The sequence below is a fragment of the Massilia sp. NBRC 108631 genome (assembly GCF_059704565.1).
The window spans coordinates 1-18,643 of sequence record NZ_BAAKJE010000112.1; the positions used below are offsets into that span (position 1 = coordinate 1).

At 65.6% G+C, this 18,643-nt stretch carries 18 protein-coding genes and 1 other RNA gene; 10 read left to right on the plus strand and 9 right to left on the minus strand.

Annotated elements, in window-relative coordinates; genetic code table 11:
• On the minus strand, positions 1–1,392 hold a 1,392-nt coding region (locus tag AC6H42_RS12815; RefSeq protein WP_497548210.1), incomplete at its 3' end, for a pyruvate dehydrogenase E1 component-related protein.
• Positions 1,393–1,621: 229 nt separating this feature from the next.
• Here AC6H42_RS12815 and folD point away from each other — a divergent pair.
• The 7 genes from folD (at position 1,622) to AC6H42_RS12850 (ending at position 8,602) form a co-directional block, all read left to right on the plus strand.
• Positions 1,622–2,467 carry a bifunctional methylenetetrahydrofolate dehydrogenase/methenyltetrahydrofolate cyclohydrolase FolD gene (gene folD, locus AC6H42_RS12820; RefSeq protein ID WP_057157404.1) on the plus strand — a complete coding sequence of 282 codons (846 nt, stop codon included), beginning with the start codon at positions 1,622–1,624 and terminating at the stop codon, positions 2,465–2,467.
• Positions 2,468–2,498: 31 nt separating this feature from the next.
• Complete coding sequence (locus tag AC6H42_RS12825; protein ID WP_057157403.1) at positions 2,499–4,583, plus strand: M3 family metallopeptidase; 2,085 nt, start codon at positions 2,499–2,501, stop codon at positions 4,581–4,583.
• 28 nt (positions 4,584–4,611) lie between these two features.
• Positions 4,612–5,241: a glutaredoxin family protein gene (locus AC6H42_RS12830; protein ID WP_057157402.1), complete on the plus strand. Its 630-nt coding sequence runs from the start codon at positions 4,612–4,614 to the stop codon at positions 5,239–5,241.
• A 52-nt stretch (positions 5,242–5,293) separates the two neighbouring features.
• Positions 5,294–5,719 (plus strand): DNA polymerase III subunit chi, encoded by a 426-nt coding sequence (locus tag AC6H42_RS12835; protein ID WP_497548211.1) that lies wholly within the window; start codon positions 5,294–5,296, stop codon positions 5,717–5,719.
• The gene (locus tag AC6H42_RS12840; protein ID WP_057157400.1) at positions 5,716–6,069 is read left to right on the plus strand and encodes a DUF2486 family protein; all 354 of its coding nucleotides are present in this window, start codon (positions 5,716–5,718) and stop codon (positions 6,067–6,069) included. The genes AC6H42_RS12835 and AC6H42_RS12840 overlap by 4 nt, the downstream gene beginning before the upstream one ends.
• Positions 6,070–6,225: 156 nt before the next feature.
• Positions 6,226–7,368 (plus strand): branched-chain amino acid ABC transporter substrate-binding protein, encoded by a 1,143-nt coding sequence (locus AC6H42_RS12845; protein ID WP_057157729.1) that lies wholly within the window; start codon positions 6,226–6,228, stop codon positions 7,366–7,368.
• Between the two features lie 103 nt (positions 7,369–7,471).
• Positions 7,472–8,602, plus strand: a complete 1,131-nt coding sequence (locus tag AC6H42_RS12850; RefSeq protein WP_057157399.1) for a branched-chain amino acid ABC transporter substrate-binding protein — start codon at positions 7,472–7,474, stop codon at positions 8,600–8,602.
• A 56-nt stretch (positions 8,603–8,658) separates the two neighbouring features.
• On the opposite strand, the gene AC6H42_RS12855 is transcribed toward AC6H42_RS12850, so the two are convergent.
• Entirely contained in the window at positions 8,659–8,970 is a 312-nt protein-coding gene (locus AC6H42_RS12855) for a c-type cytochrome (RefSeq protein WP_057157728.1), read from the minus strand.
• Positions 8,971–9,105: 135 nt separating this feature from the next.
• Between AC6H42_RS12855 and AC6H42_RS12860 the strand changes: the two genes are divergently transcribed.
• Positions 9,106–9,330 (plus strand): TIGR04438 family Trp-rich protein, encoded by a 225-nt coding sequence (locus tag AC6H42_RS12860; protein WP_057157398.1) that lies wholly within the window; start codon positions 9,106–9,108, stop codon positions 9,328–9,330.
• A gap of 38 nt (positions 9,331–9,368) precedes the next feature.
• Here AC6H42_RS12860 and ilvD read toward each other — a convergent pair whose 3' ends face one another.
• Positions 9,369–11,231 (minus strand): dihydroxy-acid dehydratase, encoded by a 1,863-nt coding sequence (gene ilvD, locus AC6H42_RS12865; RefSeq protein WP_057157397.1) that lies wholly within the window; start codon positions 11,229–11,231, stop codon positions 9,369–9,371.
• A gap of 130 nt (positions 11,232–11,361) precedes the next feature.
• Here ilvD and AC6H42_RS12870 point away from each other — a divergent pair, with 130 nt between their 5' ends.
• Both AC6H42_RS12870 and lgt read left to right on the plus strand, forming a co-directional pair.
• Positions 11,362–12,264, plus strand: coding sequence for a LysR family transcriptional regulator (locus AC6H42_RS12870; protein ID WP_057157396.1), 903 nt, complete (start codon positions 11,362–11,364; stop codon positions 12,262–12,264).
• Positions 12,258–13,076, plus strand: coding sequence for a prolipoprotein diacylglyceryl transferase (gene lgt, locus AC6H42_RS12875; protein ID WP_057157395.1), 819 nt, complete (start codon positions 12,258–12,260; stop codon positions 13,074–13,076). Before AC6H42_RS12870 ends, lgt begins: the two co-directional genes overlap by 7 nt.
• 9 nt (positions 13,077–13,085) lie before the next feature.
• Here the strand turns inward: lgt and AC6H42_RS12880 are convergent, their stop codons facing one another.
• The 6 genes from AC6H42_RS12880 to AC6H42_RS12905 form a co-directional block, all read right to left on the minus strand.
• A complete protein-coding gene (locus tag AC6H42_RS12880) occupies positions 13,086–13,544 on the minus strand; it encodes an EVE domain-containing protein (protein ID WP_057157394.1) in 459 nt (152 codons plus the stop codon).
• 77 nt (positions 13,545–13,621) lie between these two features.
• A non-coding RNA gene (gene ssrS, locus AC6H42_RS12885) (6S RNA) lies at positions 13,622–13,800 on the minus strand.
• A 46-nt stretch (positions 13,801–13,846) separates the two neighbouring features.
• A complete protein-coding gene (locus tag AC6H42_RS12890; protein WP_057157393.1) occupies positions 13,847–14,158 on the minus strand; it encodes a cell division protein ZapA in 312 nt (103 codons plus the stop codon).
• Positions 14,155–14,451, minus strand: coding sequence for a hypothetical protein (locus AC6H42_RS12895; RefSeq protein ID WP_307188301.1), 297 nt, complete (start codon positions 14,449–14,451; stop codon positions 14,155–14,157). The genes AC6H42_RS12890 and AC6H42_RS12895 overlap by 4 nt, the downstream gene beginning before the upstream one ends.
• A 339-nt stretch (positions 14,452–14,790) precedes the next feature.
• Complete coding sequence (locus tag AC6H42_RS12900; protein ID WP_057157390.1) at positions 14,791–15,387, minus strand: PEP-CTERM sorting domain-containing protein; 597 nt, start codon at positions 15,385–15,387, stop codon at positions 14,791–14,793.
• Positions 15,388–15,400: 13 nt separating this feature from the next.
• Positions 15,401–18,643: zinc-dependent metalloprotease (locus tag AC6H42_RS12905; RefSeq protein ID WP_497548212.1), on the minus strand; the 3,243-nt coding region annotated here is incomplete at its 5' end.

Consider the following 18,643-nt stretch of genomic DNA (forward strand, 5'->3'; position numbering starts at 1 on the left):
CGCCGCGCGGCGCTCGTGCAGGTACTTGATTTCAGGCGCGTCGTCGGCCGGCTTGTAGAACGGGATGTCGGCCAGCTGGTCGTCCGGGATCGGGATCGAGTAGCGGTCGCGCATTTCGCGCACGGCTTCGTCGGTCAGTTTCTTGGTGTTGTGCGCGGTGTTGCGCGCTTCGCCGTGCTTGCCCATGCCGAAGCCCTTGATGGTCTTCACCAGCAGGACGGTAGGCTGGCCCTGGTGTTCCTGGGCGACCTTGAAGGCGGCGTAGATCTTGTGCGGGTCGTGGCCGCCGCGGGTCAGGCGCCAGATGTCGTCGTCGGTCATGTTGGCGACCATTTCCAGCAGCTTCGGATGCTTGCCGAAGAAGTGCTTGCGCACGTAGGCGCCGTCCTTGGCCTTGTAGTTCTGGTATTCGCCGTCGATGGTTTCCATCATCACTTTTTGCAGGATGCCTTCCTTGTCCTGCTTCAGCAGGGCATCCCAGCCCGGACCCCAGATGACTTTGACCACGTTCCAGCCGGCGCCGCGGAAGTCGGCCTCCAGTTCCTGGATGATCTTGCCGTTGCCGCGCACCGGGCCGTCCAGGCGCTGCAGGTTGCAGTTGACCACGATGACCAGGTTGTCCAGCTTCTCGCGTGCGGCCATGCCGATGGCGCCCAGCGATTCCGGTTCGTCCATCTCGCCGTCGCCGCAGAAGGCCCAGACCTTGCGGCCGGTGGTGTCGGCGATCGAGCGGGCGTGCAGGTACTTCAGGAAGCGCGCCTGGTAGATCGCCATCAGCGGGCCCAGGCCCATGGAGACGGTCGGGAACTGCCAGAAGTTCGGCATCAGTTTCGGGTGCGGATACGACGACAGACCCTTGCCGTCGACTTCGCGGCGGTAATGGGTCAGTTGTTCTTCGGTCAGGCGGCCTTCCAGGAAGGCGCGGGCGTACACGCCGGGCGAGGAGTGGCCCTGGATGTACAGCAGGTCGCCGCCGTGGGTGTCGCTCGGCGCTTTCCAGAAGTGGTTGAAGCCGATGCCCAGCATGTTGGCCAGCGAAGCAAACGAGGACAGGTGGCCACCGAGGTCGCCGTCCACGCGGTTGGCCTTGACCACCATGGCCATGGCGTTCCAGCGCATCCACGAACGCAGCTTCTCTTCGTATTCCAGGTTGCCCGGGCAGTGCTGCTCGAGGTGGGCGGGGATGGTGTTGACGTAGGCGGTGTTGGCCGAGAACGGGATGTCCGAGCCGCTTTGGCGGGCCAGGTCGATCAAACGTTCCATCAGATAGTGCGCGCGGTCCGGGCCTTCATTTTCCAGGACGGCTTGTAGCGCCTCCAGCCATTCTTTGGTTTCTTGCTTATCAGAATCGTTGGCCGTGAGTGCCGTGACCTGGTCAAGTTGAGGTGCCATGCGGTGAGTCTCCTAGTGTGAATGCCCGGATCGCTATCGGACGGTGCGTCGTGATTATTTACTAAGACTTCGGATTAGTGTGAAGATTCTAACAGCGATTTCCTGATTTTTCAAATTACGATAAAACGTTTCATATTATGGGATACACCTAGATTCCGGCTCCCGCGGCAGGGCCGCCGGGACGCTCCGGCCTTATAATTCTGGTTTTCCTTCCCACCTCTCCAAAATCATGTCTGCTCAACTGATCGACGGTATCGCCCTCTCCCAAAAACTGCGCGCTGAAATCGCGGAACGCGCCGCCAAACTCACCGCCCAGGGCAAACAGCCCGGCCTGGCCGTGATCCTGGTCGGCGAAGACCCGGCCTCGCAGGTCTACGTGCGCAACAAGGTAAAAGCCTGCGGCGATGTCGGTTTCCATTCGGTGCTGGAGAAGTACGAGGCCGACCTGAGCGAAGCGGCCCTGCTGGCGCGCATTGCAGCGCTGAACGAAGACCCGGCCATCCACGGCATCCTGGTGCAGATGCCGCTGCCCAAGCACATCAACCCGCACAAGGTGATCGAAGCCATCGCCACTGCGAAAGACGTGGACGGCTACTCGGTGCTCAGCGCCGGCGAGCTGATGACCGGCCTGGAAGGCTTCCGCCCCTGCACGCCGTACGGCTGCATGAAGCTGATCGAGTCCACCGGCGTGGACCTGCGCGGCAAGCACGCTGTCGTGATCGGCCGCAGCAACACGGTCGGCAAGCCGATGGCCCTGCTGCTCTTGCAAGCGAACGCCACCGTCACCATCTGCCACAGTGCCACCCCGGACCTGGGTCTGTACACCCGCCAGGCCGACGTGGTGGTGGCCGCAGTCGGACGCCGCAACACGCTCACCGCTGATATGGTGAAGCCGGGCGCCATCGTGATCGACGTGGGCATGAACCGCGACGACGCGGGCAAACTGTGCGGCGACGTGGATTTCGCCAACATCAAGGAAGTGGCTTCGCACATCACGCCAGTACCTGGCGGCGTGGGCCCGATGACCATCACCATGCTGTTGATGAACACCATCGAGTCGGCCGAGCGCAAATAATCAAGGCTTTTTAGGCCACATTGGACGGACTATGACTACTGACGCACTGAACAACCCCCTGCTGGATTTCACCGGCCTGCCCCGCTTCGACGCCATCCAGGCCGAGCACGTCACGCCGGCCATCGACCACCTGCTGGAAAAAAGCTACGCCGTGGTCGCGTCGCTGGAAGCGCCGACCGACGAGGTAACGTGGGACAACTTCGTGGCGCCGCTGGAAGACTCGTCGGAGCTGCTGGGCCGTGCGTGGGGCGTGGTCAGCCATCTGAACAATGTGGTCGACACGCCCGAGCTGCGCGCGGCCTACAACGAAAACCAGCCGAAGATGACCGAGTTCGGCACCGCCGTGGCGCAAAACGAGGCGCTGTTCGCCAAGTACAAGGCGCTGCGCGCCAGCGCCGCGTTCGAGGCGCTGGACCCGGCCCGCAAGCGCATCATCGACAACGCCATCCGCGACTTCCGCATGGGCGGCGCGGAACTGCCGGCCGAACAGAAGGAGCGCTTCGCCGCCATCCAGGAAGAACACGCGGCGGTCTCGACGCGCTTCTCGGAAAACGTGCTGGACGCCACCAACGACTATAAATTGACGGTCGAGAACGAAGCCGACCTGGCCGGCCTGCCGGACGACGTGAAGCAGGCCGCCAAGGCGCTGGCCGAAAAAGAAGGCAAGGCCGGCTGGATGTTCTCGCTGCATTTCCCTTCCTACTACCCGATCCTGCAATTCGCCGACAAGCGCGAACTGCGCGAAACCGTCTACCGCGCCAACGCCACCAAGGCTTCCGAGCTGGGCGACGCGTTCAGCAAGCGCGAGGACTGGGACAACACGCAAAACATCGTCACCCTGCTCAAGCTGCGCGACGAGGAAGCCAAGCTGCTGGGCTACAAGAACTTCGCCGAAGTGTCGCTGGTGCCGAAGATGGCGAAAGACCCCGAGCAGGTGATCGCCTTCCTGGAAGACCTGGCGCGCCGCGCGCGGCCGTACGCCGAGCAGGACTTCGCCGAGCTGAGCACCTACGCGAAAGACGAGCTGGGCATCGGCCAGCTGCAAGCCTGGGACATCCCCTACGCGTCGGAAAAACTGCAGGAAGCGCGCTACGCCTTCTCGGCCCAGGAAGTGAAGCAGTACTTCCCCGAGCACAAAGTGGTCGACGGGCTGTTCCGCCTGATTTCCTCGCTGTTCTCCGTCACCATCGCGCCGGACGACGCGCCGGCCTGGCACAAGGACGTGCGCTTCTACCGCATCGAGCGCGACGGCAAGCTGGTGGGCCAGTTCTACCTCGACCTGTACGCGCGCGCCGGCAAGAGCGGCGGCGCGTGGATGGACGACGCGCGCGGCCGCCGCCTGGGCGCGAACGGCCAGCTGCAAACGCCGGTCGCCTATCTGACCTGTAACTTCACCGAACCTGCCGTGATCGACGGCACGGTACAGCCATCGCTGTTTACGCACGACGAAGTGATCACGCTGTTCCACGAGTTCGGCCACGGCTTGCACCACATGCTGACGCAGGTCAACGAGCTGGGCGTATCCGGCATCGCCGGCGTGGAATGGGACGCGGTGGAACTGCCGTCGCAGTTCATGGAAAACTTCTGCTGGGAATGGGAAGTGCTGAGCCACATGACGGCCCACGTGAGCACCGGCCAAGCGCTGCCGCGCGCGCTGTACGACAAGATGCTGGCCGCCAAGAATTTCCAGTCCGGCATGCAGACCCTGCGCCAGGTCGAATTCTCGCTGCTGGACATGCATTTGCACTACGATTTCCAGCCCGACGGCGGCAAGTCCGTGCAACAGGTGATCGACGAGGTGCGCGCGCGCTTCGCCATCGTGATCCCGCCGGCGTTCAACCGCTTCCAGAATTCCTTCGGCCACATTTTTGCCGGCGGCTACGCGGCCGGCTACTATAGCTATAAGTGGGCAGAGGTCTTGTCCGCCGACGCCTACGCGGCCTTCGAAGAAGCGCAGGCGCTGGGCCAGGACGCGGTGTCCGAAACCGGCAAGCGCTACCTGCGCGAAATCCTGTCGGTGGGCGGCTCCCGCCCGGCGCTGGAATCGTTCACGGCCTTCCGCGGCCGCGAACCGAGCATCGACGCGCTGCTGCGCCACAGCGGCATGGCGGCATAGCGGCATAGGGCTGAACAGGGAGAACGGCATGCAGGCGCGGTTCAAGATATTGGCGAGGTTGGCGGCATGGGCGTTGCTGGCGTGCGCAGGCACGGCCAGCGCGCAGATGTACAAGTGGAAGGACGCCAGGGGCGTCACGCACTACACCGACACGCCGCCGCCGGCCAACGCGGTGCCGCTGAAAGCCTTCAGCACCGCCGCCAGCCAGCCGGCCCTGCCGGCGGAACTGGCGGCCGCCGTGCAAAGCCGTCCCGTCACGCTATACACCACGGTCAACTGCGCCGGCTGCGACCAGGGCCGCACCCTGCTGCAGGCGCGCGGCATTCCCTACACTGAAAAAACCGTCAATAGCGTGGAGGACCACGCGGCGCTGAAACGTGCCGGCAGCGCGGGCCAGCTGCCGCTGCTGCTGATCGGGCGCGGCAAGCAGATCGGCTTCGAAGCGGACACCTGGACCACGCTGCTGTCCGAGGCCGGCTACCCGGCGCAGGCCATGCTGCCGGCCGGCTACGGCAACCCGGCCCCCGCGCCGGCGGCGCCTCCGCCCGCCCCGTCCGCCCAGGAGCGCGCACTGGCTGCCGCAAAAGCCGCCGCCGAGCAAGCACAACGCGAACGACGTTTGCCGCCGATCAACGCAGCACCGGATTTCCGTTTCTAAACTCCCGCTACGGTTAAAATGCTGGACCGACATTCGTATTGCCAGTCCAGCCATGACCCGTATCGATTTCCACACCAACGTTCCCGACAAGATCGCCTACGCCTGCCGCCTGGTGCGCAAGGCATACGCCGCGCGCAACCGCATCGTCCTGATGACGGACGATATGGAGCAGTTGGCCGATCTTGACGAGGCGTTGTGGAGTTTTTCGGGCATCGACTTCCTGCCGCACGTGCTCAGCAACGACCCGCTTGCGCCGGAAACGCCCATCGTGCTGGCCTGCAGCGACGCTGCGGAGTTGCCGCACAGCGACCTGCTGGTCAACCTGTCGCGCCGCACGCCGGCCAGCTTCCCGCGCTTCCAGCGCGTGATCGAGGTCGTCTCATCGGAGGAAACGGACGCGGCGGCGGGCCGCCGGCGCTACGTGTCGTACAAACAGCAGGAATACCAGCCCACCCACTTCGTCGCCAATAAATCATGAGCCTCGTCCGCCCTTTCGATGCCTCCATTCCCGTCCTGACCGAAGTGCTGGACGACCAGCCGGCGCCGGCCGAAGCGCCGGCAGTGCAGGTCGCGCCACAGCCGCAGCCGCAAGGCGGTGAATGGCAGGCGCTCGAACGCCAGCTGTGCGAGCGCGTCCTGCAGCAACTGCAGTCGCGCGTGGACTTCGTGCTGGAGCAGCGCATCAAGGACAGCATGGAGGAAGTGCTGGGCAGCGCGCTGCGCGGCCTGACCGCCGAAATCCGCAGCGGCCTGCACGACACGCTGTCGAAGATCGTCACCCGCGCCGTGGCGCAGGAATTGACGCACCTGCAGGCGCAAAAAAAATAATCGCGCGCCGCGCCGATTAGTATCAATTTAGCCAAATTGCACAAAACCATTGCTTCCTGCTTTGCGTAGCGGATAATTTGTTGTACCTTCTCGTGCAGCAGAACCAGAAGTGGCGTTCATGAGACGCCGCCGTTACTAATCCATCGGAGAATGTTCATGCAGTTCAACACCAAGTTGATTCCATTTGCCATCGCTATGGCTTTCGCAGGCAGCGCAGGCGCACAGGAAATTATCAAGATCGGCCACGTCGGCCCAGTCTCCGGCCCCTCTTCCCACCTCGGCAAGGACAATGAAAACGGCGCCCGCATGGCGATCGAGGACTTGAACGCAAAGAACCCGCAGATCAACGGCAAGCCGGTGAAGTTCGTGCTGCAGGCCGAAGACGACGCCAGCGATCCGAAGCAAGGCACCACGGTGGCGCAGAAGCTGGTCGACGCCCACGTCAACGGCGTGGTCGGCCACCTGAACTCCGGCACCTCCATCCCCGCTTCCAAGATCTACTCGGACGCCGGCATTCCGCAGGTGTCGCCAGCCACCACCCAGACCAAATACACCCAGCAGGGCTTCAAGACCACCTTCCGCATCGTCGCCAACGACGCCAAGCTGGGCGGCACGCTGGGCGCCTACGCCGTGAACAAGCTGGGCGCCAAGAAGATCGCCGTGATCGACGACCGCACCGCCTACGGCCAGGGCGTGAAGGACGAGTTCGTTAAAGGCGCGACCAAGGCCAAGCCCGGCGTGCAGATCGTCGCCAAGGAATTCACCAACGACAAGGCCACCGACTTCAACGCCATCCTGACCTCCATCAAGGCCAAGAATCCGGACCTGGTGTTCTTCGGCGGCATGGACTCGGTGGGCGGCCCGCTGCTGCGCCAGATGAAGGCGCTGGGCATCAACGCCAAGTACATGGGCGGCGATGGCCTGTGCACCGACGCGCTGCCGCGCCTGTCCGGCGACAACGCGCCGGAAAGCGTGGTCACCTGCGCCGAAGCCGGCGGTGTCGGTCCGGAACTGCAGAAGAACATGGACGACTTCCGCGCCCGCTACAAGAAGAAATACAACCAGGAAGTCCAGCTGTACGCGCCCTATGTGTACGACTCGGTGATGCTGATGGCGCAGGCCATGATGGACGCCAAATCGGCCGACCCGGCAAAATACCTGCCTTACCTGGCCAACATCAAGTACCAGGGCGTGACCGGCCTGATCACCTTCGATTCGAAGGGCGACATCAAGGATGGTTCGCTGACCTTGTTCACCTACAAAAATGGCGTAAAAACCAAAACGGAAGTCATCAAGTAAGCTTTCCCCCGAATTTTGTCCTGAATAATCGGCGATAAATCGGCGATAATTGCTACAGGCCGTCCAGCGCTGGACGGCCTTTTTTCATTTTAAGGAAAGCACAATGCAAACAAAGTACATCGCTGCGGCGCTCGCGCTGGCATTCACCGGCGGCCTGCCGGTCGTAGCAGCGGCCCAGGAAGTGGTCAAGATCGGCCACGTTGCGGCCACTTCGGGCCCGTCGGCCCACCTGGGCAAGGAAGATGAAAACGGCGCCCGCATGGCGGTGGAGGATTTGAACGCCAAAGGCTTCAAGATCAACGGCAAGGCCGTCAAGTTCGTGCTGCTGGCCGAAGACGACGCCGGCGACCCGAAACAGGGCACGGCCGCCGCGCAGAAGCTGGTGGACGCCAAGATCAACGGCATCATCGGCCACCAGAACTCCGGCACCTCGATTCCCGCCTCCAAGATCTACTACGACGCCGGCATCGCCCAGATTTCCGCCTCGGCCACCAGCCCGGTGTACACGCGCCAGGGCTTCAACACCGCCTTCCGCATCGTCGCCAATGACAACAAGCTGGGCGGCACGCTGGGTCGCTACGCGGTGCAGAAGATCGGCGCCAAGCGCATCGCCGTGATCGACGACCGCACCGCCTATGGCCAGGGCGTGGCCGGCGAATTCATCAAGGGCGCCAAAGGCGCGCAGATCGTGGCCAAGGAATTTACCACCGACCGCGCCAGCGACTTCACCGCCATCCTGACGTCGATCCGCGCCAAGAACCCGGACCTGGTGTTCTTCGGCGGCATGGACGGCATTGCCGGCGCGCTGCTGCGCCAGATGAAGGCGCTCGGCATCAAGGCCCACTTCATGGGCGGCGACGGCGTGTGCACCGAAGCGCTGCCGAAACTGTCGGGCGGCGCGGACGGCATCGTCACCTGCGCCGAAGCGGGCGGCATCCAGCCCAACCAGCGCAAGGCGCTGGACGAGTTCTCGGCGCGCTACAAGGCCAAATACAACTCGGAAGTGCAGATCTACGCGCCGTACGCCTACGACGCCGTGATGGCGATGACGGCCGCGATGGCCGAGGCGAAATCGGCCGATCCGGCCAAGTACCTGCCCTTCCTGGCGAAGATCAAGTACCAGGGCATCACCGGCCCGATCAGCTTCGACAAGTATGGCGATATCAACAACGGCGCGCTCACCCTGTACGGCTACAAGGACGGCAAGCGCCAGCTGATCGAAGTGGTGCGCTGAGCGGCCAGGCCAGCGCCAAACAACAAAAAAGGAGCCTCGGCTCCTTTTTTGTTACATCATTTCTGGGTCAGTATCCATTTCACCAGGGTCTTGGCTTCCGCCTCGCTCACCTGGGGATTGGCTGGCATCGGGATCGCGCCCCACACGCCGGAACCGCCCTTGACTACCTTGGTCGCCAGCTTGGCTTCGGCGTCCTTCTGGCCGGCGTACTTCGCCGCCACATCCTTGAACGCTGGACCGACCAGCTTGTTTGCTACAGCGTGGCAAGCCATGCAATTCTTGGCCTTGGCCAGGTCAGCGTTCGCCATTGCGGATTGCGTTGCGAAAGCCGACACGGCCACCATACCCAACATCAGAAATCGTTTCATCGTTTTCTCCATAGTAACTACATTCATTCTAACGCCTTTCCACAACGCTGGCATGATAGCCCGGGTTGACGGTCCCCACAATATCAGCCCCGGTATAGGCGTTTCTTTTGTAAGATGATGTAAAGGAGAATTCCCATGCCGCTGATTTTGCTGATACTGGCCCTGTGCGGGCTGCGCTACTTCGAAGTATGGCGCTTTGCCGAGGTGTCCTGGTGGTGGATCGTCGGGCTGATGGTGTTCGCCTTCGCCTGGTTCGAGGTGCTGGAACCGATGCTGGGCCTGGACAAGCGCAAAGCCCACAACGTCGACGAGCAGCGCCGCAAGGACCGCGTGAAGCAGAGTTTCGACAAGAAGAAGTAACAACAGGGGTCAGGCCCGGCGGGCCCGCCCCCTGCTCCTTAGCGTTTGAGCTGCGACAGGTCGCGCACGGCGCCGCGGTCGGCCGAGGTGGTCAGCGCGGCATAGGCCTGCAGCGCTTGCGAGACGTAGCGGTCGCGGTTGACCGGCAGCCAGGCCTCGGCGCCCTTCGCTTCCATGGCGGCGCGGCGCGCGGCCAGTTCGGCGGCGTCGATGCGCAGGTTGATGCTGCGGTTCGGGATATCGATGTCGATCATGTCGCCTTCTTCCACCAGGCCGATGGCGCCCCCTTCAGCCGCTTCCGGCGAAGCGTGGCCGATCACCAGGCCGGACGAGCCGCCCGAGAAACGGCCGTCGGTAAACAGCGCGCAGGCTTTGCCCAGGCCCTTGGACTTGATGTAGGAGGTCGGGTACAGCATCTCCTGCATGCCGGGGCCGCCCTTCGGACCTTCGTAGCGGATGATGACGACGTCGCCTTCATGCACGGTGTCGCCCAGGATGGCTTCCACCGCCGCGTCCTGGCTCTCGAACACGCGCGCCTTGCCGCTGAATGTCAGGATGCTTTCGTCCACGCCGGCCGTTTTCACGATGCAGCCTTTTTCCGCCAGGTTGCCGTACAGGACAGCCAGGCCGCCGTCCTGCGAATAGGCGTGCGCCTTGTCGCGGATGCAGCCGGTTTCGCGGTTCAGGTCCAGCGACGCGAAGCGCTCCGACTGCGAGAACGCGGTCTGGGTCGGCACGCCGCCCGGTGCGGCGCGGAACAGCTGGTGCACGGCCGGGTCGTCGCTGCGCTTGATGTCGTTGCGCTCGATGGCGTCGCCCAGCGTGGGCGCGTGGATGCTGTAGACCGAGGTGTCGAGCAGGCCGGCGCGCGCCAGTTCGCCCAGGATGGAGACGATGCCGCCGGCGCGGTGCACGTCTTCGATGTGGAACTTGTCCGTCATCGGCGCCACCTTGCACAGGCAGGGCACTTTGCGCGAGATGCGGTCGATGTCGGCCATGGTGAATTCGACTTCGGCCTCATGCGCGGCGGCCAGCAGGTGCAGCACGGTGTTGGTGGAACCGCCCATGGAGACGTCCAGCGCCATGGCGTTCTCGAACGCGGCCTTGGTGGCGATGTTGCGCGGCAGGACCGACGCGTCGTCCTGCTCGTAGTAGCGCCTGGCCAGTTCCACCACCAGGCGGCCGGCTTTCAGGAACAGTTCCTTGCGGTCCGAGTGGGTGGCCAGGATGGTGCCGTTGCCCGGCAGCGACAGGCCCAGCGCCTCGGTCAGGCAGTTCATGGAATTGGCGGTGAACATGCCGGAGCAGGAACCGCAGGTAGGACAGGCGGAACGCTCGATCTCGGCCACGTCGGCGTCCGAGACGGTGCTGTCGCCGGCCTTGATCATGGCGTCCACCAGGTCCAGCTTGATGATCTTCTGGCTGCCGTTGACCACCTTGACCACCTTGCCCGCTTCCATCGGGCCGCCGGAGACGAACACCACCGGGATATTCAGGCGCATGGCGGCCATCAGCATGCCGGGGGTGATCTTGTCGCAGTTGGAGATGCAGACCATGGCGTCGGCGCAGTGCGCATTGACCATGTATTCGACCGAGTCGGCGATCAGGTCGCGCGACGGCAGCGAATACAGCATGCCGCCATGGCCCATGGCGATGCCGTCATCGACTGCGATGGTGTTGAATTCCTTGGCCACGCCGCCGGCCGCTTCGATTTCGCGCGCCACCAGCTGGCCCAGGTCTTTCAGGTGCACATGGCCGGGCACGAACTGGGTGAAGGAATTGACCACGGCGATGATGGGCTTGTCGAAATCGCCATCCTTCATGCCGGTGGCGCGCCACAGGGCGCGGGCGCCGGCCATGTTGCGGCCGTGGGTGGTGGTGCGGGAACGGTATTCTGGCATGGCGGACTCCTAAGCTACTCCTATGATAGACAGCCAGAGTGCCTTGCCCGCACTGCGGTGTCAAATATAAGATTCCGCCTCCTGTGATACGCTACACATATCACAGCAACGAAATACCATAGGATTCCATATGAACCTCGAATTGCGCCAGCTGCGCTACTTCGCCGCCGTGGCCGAGGAGCTGCATTTCGGCCGCGCCGCGCAGCGCCTGCACATGACGCAGCCGCCGCTGTCGCAGGCGATCCAGGCGCTGGAGGAACTGCTGGGCGCGGCCCTGTTCGAGCGCAACCGGCGCGGCGTGGCGCTGACGGCGGCCGGCATTGCCCTGCTGCCGGAAGCGCGCCGCCTGCTGGCGCAAGCGCAGGAACTGCCGCAACTGGTGCAGCGCGCCGCCGCCGGCGAAGTGGGACGCCTGGCGCTGGCCTTCGTCTCGTCGGCCGACTACAGCGTGCTGCCGCCCTTCCTGCGCGCCTACCGCGCGGCTTTCCCCCAGGTGCAGATCGCGCTGCAGGAAGCCACCTCCGACTTGCAGCTGGAAGACCTGCTGCAGGGGCGCATCGACGCCGGCCTGCTGATCCCGCCGCTGCCCGAGCGCGCGCGCGGCGAGCTCGACTACCTGCCGGTGCTGAAGGAGCCGCTGGTGCTGGCCGCGCCGGCCGGGCTGGCGGCGCTGCACGGCAAGCGCAAGGTGGCCCTGGGCGCGCTGCCGGCGCTGCCCTTGATCATCTTCCCGCGCGCCATCTCGCCGGCGCTGTACGACGCGGTGCTGGGCGTGTTCCGCGCGGCCGGCATCACGCCCGTGATCGGGCAGGAAGCGATCCAGATGCAGACCATCGTCAGCCTGGTGTCGGCTGGCATGGGGCTCGCACTTGTGCCACAATCGGTGTCGAATCTGAAGCGCCCGGGAGTAGAATACCGCGCGCTGCTCGACGCCACACCGCTGGTGGAGACCGGGCTGGCCTGGCGCCGCGACAATCCCTCGCCGGTGCTGCAAGGCTTCCTTGACCTGTTAAGAAAGAACACGCAATGCTGATACACCCGCTGCCCGATCCCATCGCCTTCTCGCTAGGCCCGGTCAAAGTCCATTGGTACGGGCTGATGTACGTGCTGGCGTTCGCGCTGTTCGTGGCGCTGGGCCGGGTGCGCATCAAGCAGCCGCACATCGCCAGGCTGGGCTGGCAGAACAAGGACCTGGACGACATGCTGTTCTACGGCATGCTGGGCGTGGTGCTGGGCGGACGGCTGGGCGAGGTGCTGTTCTACCGCTTCGACTTCTTCCTGCAAAATCCGCTCGAGATTTTCGCCGTGTGGCGCGGCGGCATGTCCTTCCACGGCGGCTTCCTGGGCGTGATGCTGGCCATGTGGCTGTGGGCGCGCAAGGCCGGGCGCAATGTGCTGGACGTGTACGACTTCATCGCGCCGCTGGTGCCGCTGGGCTACGCGGCCGGGCGCATCGGCAACTTCATCAACGCCGAGCTGCCGGGCCGCTATGCCGACCCGTCGCTGCCGTGGGCCATGATCTGGCCCAACGTGGACGCCATGCCGCGCCATCCGTCGCCGATCTACCAGGCGCTGGTGGACGGACTGCTGGTGTTCATCATGCTGTGGATGTTCGCGCGCCACGCGCGGCCGCGGCTGGCGGTCGGCGCCATGTACACCCTGCTGTACGGCTGCGCCCGCTTCTTCACCGAGTACTTCCGCACGCCGGACTACGAGGTGAGCTTGCTCGGCTTCACCATCTCTTCGGGCCAGATGCTGTCGCTGCCGATGATCGTCGGCGCCATCGTGCTGCTGCTGTGGTCCTACAAGCGCAACATCTCCGCCACCGCCCCGGCGCCGGCCTAGCTTCCTTGCTTACTTGAGCAGGGCCAGGATGGTTTTCCATTGCGCCGGGGTGACCGGCGTGATGGACAGGCGGCTGCCCTTTTGCAGCAGCACCATGTCCTCCAGCGCGGGGATGGCGCGCAGCTCGGCCAGCGGCAGCAGGCGCGTCTTGCGCACGGCCTTCACGTCCACCATCTGCCAGCGCGGCTCTTCCGGCTTGGACTTGGGATCGTAGTAGTGGCTCCCGGGATCGAACTGGGTGTCGTCCGGATAGGCGGCGCTGGCCACTTCGGCGATGCCGGCGATCCCCGGCTGCGGGCAGCTGGAATGGTAGAACAGCACGCCGTCGCCCACCTTCATCCCGTCGCGCATGAAGTTGCGGGCCTGGTAGTTGCGCACGCCGAACCACGGCACCGTGGACTGCGGCCGCGCCAGTACGTCGTCAATGCTCATCTCGTCCGGTTCGGACTTCATCAGCCAGTAAGCCATGGCGCTCCTTGGTAGGCAAGCTAGGGACGTAAAAAAGCGGCTGCGCACCGAAGTGCTAGCAACCGCTCTTTTGGGAATGAAGCCCCGCCTGTGCCGCTATGCCGGCATCCCGAACCTGGTGGCTCAGGTGGTCACAGTTAGTTCAATTTCGGGTTCATCGGGCTAGCGACGCTCACTCCCATCAAACAAATTTCCGCGACCGTTGCATACAAATGGTTCAAGGAATATATGGCATCCGCGAACACTGCAGGGTGACACGGAGTTTACTCCTCTATCGCCGCCAGGGAAAGGCCTTTTGTTCGTTAAAACAGATTTTCTTGCGGCGTCAGCGCGCTGTCGAGCACCTTGTGCATGGCCGCCATCTTGTCCTGCATGTCCAGCACCGACATGTCCGACAACGGGCCTTGCGGCGCGCGCGCGGACAGGAATTCGGCCGCCATGCCCAGCGCCGCCATCACGGCGATGCGGTCGTTGCCCTTGACGCGGCCGGCGTCGCGGATGGCCGTCATTTTCTTGTCGAGGAAGCTGGCCGCTTCGCGCAGCGCGCGCTCCTCTTCTTCCTTGCACGCCAGGCGGTACGGCTGGCCCATGATGGTTACGTCCAGATGTATCATTGCACGTCCTCAGGTACCGGCGCGGCCGCGGCCGCGCCGGCGGCGCCTTCAATGGCAGGGATCTTTTCCAGCAGCGCCGACACGCGCGCGTGCGCTTCCGCCAGGCGGCGCTGGCAAGCCGCATTGTCCGCCGCCAGCGCGGCGTTGGCATGGCGCAGCTCCGCATTCTCGCGGCGCAGCGCCAGGCTCATCTCGGCAAGCTGGTCGATTTTGTCGGAAAGTTCTTGGAATTCTGAAATCATCCCGCAACTATAGGATGGCAAGGGAAGCCGCGTCAACAGGTACACGCGCATGATGCACATATTTAGGAGGACTCCCAGGACTATGGGAAAAGTGCCAGGCTTGATGGGCGCGCTAACACTGCCGCTGGCCCTGCCGTTGACGATCTTGCCCGCGCCCGTCCAGGACGAACTGCGCGTGCAGCCGGACGGCTATGCGCTGGTGCAAGGAGTAGTGCTTGAGAACATGCGCGGCTGCGAACGCGACCTGCCCTGCGCGCTGCGACTGCGCGTGCAGGGGCAGGACGTGCGTCTTCTGTATCACGCCGGCGAAGGCGCGGCGCGCTGCCCGGACGACCTGGTGCGCCGGGGCCTGGCCATCGGGCCCGGCACACCGGTGCGCGCGCAAGGCCATTACCGCCTGGCAGGCGCGGTGCACTTCCTCGACCTGTGCCGCCAGCCCAGCAGCGCCAGCCCGGCCAGCAGCAGCGGTGCCGCCGACGGCTCCGGCACCGGCAGCAAGCTGGTCACGGTGGCCGAGTAGTCCAGCCACATGCTGTCGGCGGCCGACACATAGCTGCCGCCCGCCAGCGGATCGCCACTCCACCACTCGGCCGTCAGCAGGAAGCTGCCCTGGTTGACGTAGCCGAGCGGCGCGTTGGCGTGCCATGTCAGGCCGTACAGCCCGAAGGCGCCGCTGGCCGGCATGCTGTCGGCCTGTCCCGGCCCCAGGATCGGGAAGCGGAACATCGACGTCGGCGTAGCGTACTGGAAGGTGTCGGCGCTGACGCCGGTGGTCACCAGCCACAGCGCGGCGTCCAGGTTGGCGATCTCGTAGCCCCAGGACAGCGCGCTGCCCGCCCGCCCGCCGATATGGCCGTTTGCCGGCGTGGTGGCCGCGCTCCAGGATTGCGCGGCGGCCCCAGCGCTCAGCAGCAAGGCCGCCGGCAGCGCCGCCAGCAGGGCCACACGGCGGCCCAGGCCGCGCATGGTGTGCAAGACGTTGTGCATTTTCCTACTCCTATCAAGGCAAGATCATGTGACTGGAAGAGAAGCGCAGCGCGCGGCCGGCACTGTCCACCAGCGCGCCGCCCTCGATCAGCGAAAAGCGGCGCAGCGTGGCCGGTACGTTCACGTACAGCCGCACCGTGGTGGAGACGCCCGGCGCCAGGTCGGGCAGCGCGAGCGGCAAAGTGGGGGACATGGGGTTGATGCCTGGCAGGCCGCTGCCCAGCAAGGGCTGCAAGGCCAGCGAGTCCAGCCGCACCTGCCGCGCCGGGCCGATGCCGTTGTTGGTGAGCCGGACATCGAGATACAGCACGCCCGGCGCCGCCGTGCCCTGGCCCGCCAGCGCGCCGTCCACGCGCGGCGGGCCGTTCTGGCCGCAGGCGCTGTCGACAAAGAACTTGGCGTCGCCTGCGGTAACCTGCCCTGCCGCGTCGAATGCGCGCGCGACCAGGTGGAAGTAGCCGCTGCCTGGCACGATGAACTTGAAGGGCAGCTGGCCCAGCGGCACTGCGGTCCAGCCGGCGCCGCCATCCAGGCTGTACTCCACCCGCGCCAGCGCCACGCTGCCTTGCGCCGCCGCTGTGATGGTGGCCTGGACGCAGGTGGTGGGCAGCGTATTCAGCGGCACGGCGCGCAATGCCAGCACCGGCGGCGCGCCGGCCACGAGCACCGTGACGGCGGCGCTGGCGGTGTTGCCGTCCTGGTCCGTGGCGCGCATGGTCACCATGTGCGTGCCGGCGCGCAGCGTGCCCACATTGAGCACCGCGCCTGTGCCCAGTGCACCATCCAGGCTGGAGGTCCAGCCGATGGCCGCGCCGTCCAGCATGCCGTCGTCCACGTCGTAGGCGCGGCCCTCGAACTGTACCAGTGCCTGCTGCGCGAAGGCCGCGCCGTGCGCCGGCTGCACGATGGCCACGTCCTGCGGCACCTTTTTCAGCACCGTCAGCGGCGGCGAGGTGGCCGTGCCGGTGTTCACGCCGTCCGACACCACCAGCTTGATGCGCACGCTGCCGTTCCCGCCGGGCAGCGTGTCGAAGTCGGCCTTCAGCGTCAGCGCAGCCTCCTCCTTGCCGATCTGCGCCCAGGTGGCGCCGTTGTCGGCCGAGTAGTAAACCTTGGTGGTGTAGCGGTCGCTTTCGGCGTCCGGGTCCGCCACCGACCAGGCGATCTCCTGCACCCCGCTCACGCTGCCCGCCAGCGGCCGCAGCATCTCCACCACCGGGGCAATGCCGCCCAGCGTGTAGCTGCCCAGCGTGGCGCCGGACGGATCGAGCACCACGATGGCGGCGGCAGCCGCGTTGTAGGGAATGAGTTCGAAGAAGGCCGGATTGCCGGCCGGGTCGCCATCCGGGCTCTCGGCGCGCGCCACCGACGGCGTGAACTCGCGCGTAAACAGCACCGCGCCACCGCTGCCGCGCACTTCGATGCGGTGCGTGCCTTCACCCCGGTCGTTCGGCCCGCGCCGCGCGTCGTCGAACAGCGCGTCCAGTATCAGCGTATCTGGCTCAAAAGTGCCGGACACGCTCCAGAACACGCCGTCCACCACGGCGCGCGGCGCCGGCGCCGTCACCGGGCCCGCCACGGCGGCGTCCCGGCCGCCGGCCACGATGCTGGGCCCGGCCACCGCGCCGCCGCCCAGCGCCGTCATGGCGCGCTTGTAGCGCAGCGGCGAAATCCAGCGCGGCACGCAATAGCTCATGATGTCGAAAGTGTCCTCCGGGGCCAGCGCCCGCGCGTTGCCCGCGTCGAAGCCCACCTCCAGCCGCGCCGCGCTCTGGATGCGGTTGTCGGCGAAGGGCCAGTCGGTGTCCGCATCCGCCGCAGTGTTGTAGCAGCCCGGCGGCGCGGCGCCAGCGGCCGGCGCGCCGGTGTTGGTGTGGCGCAGGCCGAGCGTGTGGCCCACCTCGTGCGCCACCACCTCCCGCACTGTCTCCACGCCCAGCCGCATCGCGCTGCTGCGGCCGATGGCGGCGTGCGAAGGAATGTCGTGCGCAACGCCGCCAAAGCCGCCCGGCGCCGCCGTACGCGCCATGCCGTAGTAGGTGCGGTGCTCGCCGCCCAGCGCCGACAGCCAATCGAAGAAACCGTATAAATCGTTTGCATCCTTGGCCGCCGCCACCCACCAGCCGAACGGATCGGCGTACACCGAGGCGTCGCGCCGCACCACGCTGTTGGTGATCTCCAGGCCCACCGCCGAGGTCGGCGCGATCTTGCGCAGCAGCGTGGTGTTGCCCGCCAGCGCGCTGGCCGGCGCGCACTGCCAGACCCCGGCCGCATTCCGGGCGTCGCACACCGTCACCCCCTTCAGCGTCAGGGTATCGGTCTTGCGGCTCTTGAACGGCAGGTCGTGCTCCTGCAGCACGTTGCCGCCGGAATCGACCACCTTGAGGTTGACGTCCCAGTTCCCTTCCGGCGGGACAAAGTAGAAGTTCACCGCGCGGCAACCGTTGCGCTCGCGCCGCTGATCCTCCGGCTGGCACTGCGGTTGCAGCGTTACGGTGCGGTCCTGGTTGATCTGGCCGCTCGCGCGCAGGGTCACCGTGGTGACCGCGTTCACCTTGTGCATGTAGACGCGCAGCACGCCCAGCTTGCCGGCCACCACCGGCACCGGCGGTTCGCGGCCGGCGCCCAGGCTGGACTTGAGCGCAGCCAGGTCCTGGTACTGCTGGATGGCCTGCGTCATTTCCACCGCCTCGACCCCGATGGTGCCGCACACCTTCAGGTTGTCGATGGCGGTCTGGTTGGTGTTGCCGATCACGCGCACGGTCTTGATCTGGTTGCCGTCGGCCTGCACCGACAGCGGATCCCACCGGTTGAACTCCCCGGTCGGATCGCCCACGCCGCCGCGGACGTTCGGCGCGCCGCTGGCCGTGGCCAGCACATTGCCGCCCTCATCGAGCGCCTGCAGCGTCACGTTGACGAAGGAGGTGTAATACAACTGGACCTTGGAGGCCTTGTTGCCCAGCACGATATCGCGCGTGCTGGGATCGCCGCCCAGCCAGAAGGCCACCGTCTGCGGCGACGGCTCCTGCGCGATATTGCCGGTGCCGCCGGCATCCTGGTCGATCAGGCCCAGCCAGCCCGGCGAGGAAATGCCATCGAATTCCGGGATCGGCGCGGTGTCGCCCACGCCTTCAAAGCCGATCACGCTGCACTGCCGGCCGTCTTCGATGGCGGTGGCGCGCGGCGCCGGCGGCGCGGCCGGCATGCCGGAAGCCGGCCGCGCAGCGCCGCGCGGCTGCTGCAGCACCGGCCCGCC

Bases quoted from the DNA above. Each gene is read 5' to 3' on its own strand.
- AC6H42_RS12855 (WP_057157728.1), bottom strand. From the start codon at position 8,970: ATGAAACGATTTCTGATGTTGGGTATGGTGGCCGTGTCGGCTTTCGCA.
- folD (WP_057157404.1), top strand. From the start codon at position 1,622: ATGTCTGCTCAACTGATCGACGGTATCGCCCTCTCCCAAAAACTGCGC.
- AC6H42_RS12880 (WP_057157394.1), bottom strand. From the start codon at position 13,544: ATGGCTTACTGGCTGATGAAGTCCGAACCGGACGAGATGAGCATTGAC.
- AC6H42_RS12850 (WP_057157399.1), top strand. From the start codon at position 7,472: ATGCAAACAAAGTACATCGCTGCGGCGCTCGCGCTGGCATTCACCGGC.
- AC6H42_RS12895 (WP_307188301.1), bottom strand. From the start codon at position 14,451: ATGCGCGTGTACCTGTTGACGCGGCTTCCCTTGCCATCCTATAGTTGC.
- AC6H42_RS12840 (WP_057157400.1), top strand. From the start codon at position 5,716: ATGAGCCTCGTCCGCCCTTTCGATGCCTCCATTCCCGTCCTGACCGAA.
- AC6H42_RS12890 (WP_057157393.1), bottom strand. From the start codon at position 14,158: ATGATACATCTGGACGTAACCATCATGGGCCAGCCGTACCGCCTGGCG.
- AC6H42_RS12870 (WP_057157396.1), top strand. From the start codon at position 11,362: ATGAACCTCGAATTGCGCCAGCTGCGCTACTTCGCCGCCGTGGCCGAG.
- AC6H42_RS12845 (WP_057157729.1), top strand. From the start codon at position 6,226: ATGCAGTTCAACACCAAGTTGATTCCATTTGCCATCGCTATGGCTTTC.
- lgt (WP_057157395.1), top strand. From the start codon at position 12,258: ATGCTGATACACCCGCTGCCCGATCCCATCGCCTTCTCGCTAGGCCCG.
- AC6H42_RS12830 (WP_057157402.1), top strand. From the start codon at position 4,612: ATGCAGGCGCGGTTCAAGATATTGGCGAGGTTGGCGGCATGGGCGTTG.
- AC6H42_RS12825 (WP_057157403.1), top strand. From the start codon at position 2,499: ATGACTACTGACGCACTGAACAACCCCCTGCTGGATTTCACCGGCCTG.
- AC6H42_RS12860 (WP_057157398.1), top strand. From the start codon at position 9,106: ATGCCGCTGATTTTGCTGATACTGGCCCTGTGCGGGCTGCGCTACTTC.
- AC6H42_RS12835 (WP_497548211.1), top strand. From the start codon at position 5,294: ATGACCCGTATCGATTTCCACACCAACGTTCCCGACAAGATCGCCTAC.
- AC6H42_RS12900 (WP_057157390.1), bottom strand. From the start codon at position 15,387: ATGCACAACGTCTTGCACACCATGCGCGGCCTGGGCCGCCGTGTGGCC.
- ilvD (WP_057157397.1), bottom strand. From the start codon at position 11,231: ATGCCAGAATACCGTTCCCGCACCACCACCCACGGCCGCAACATGGCC.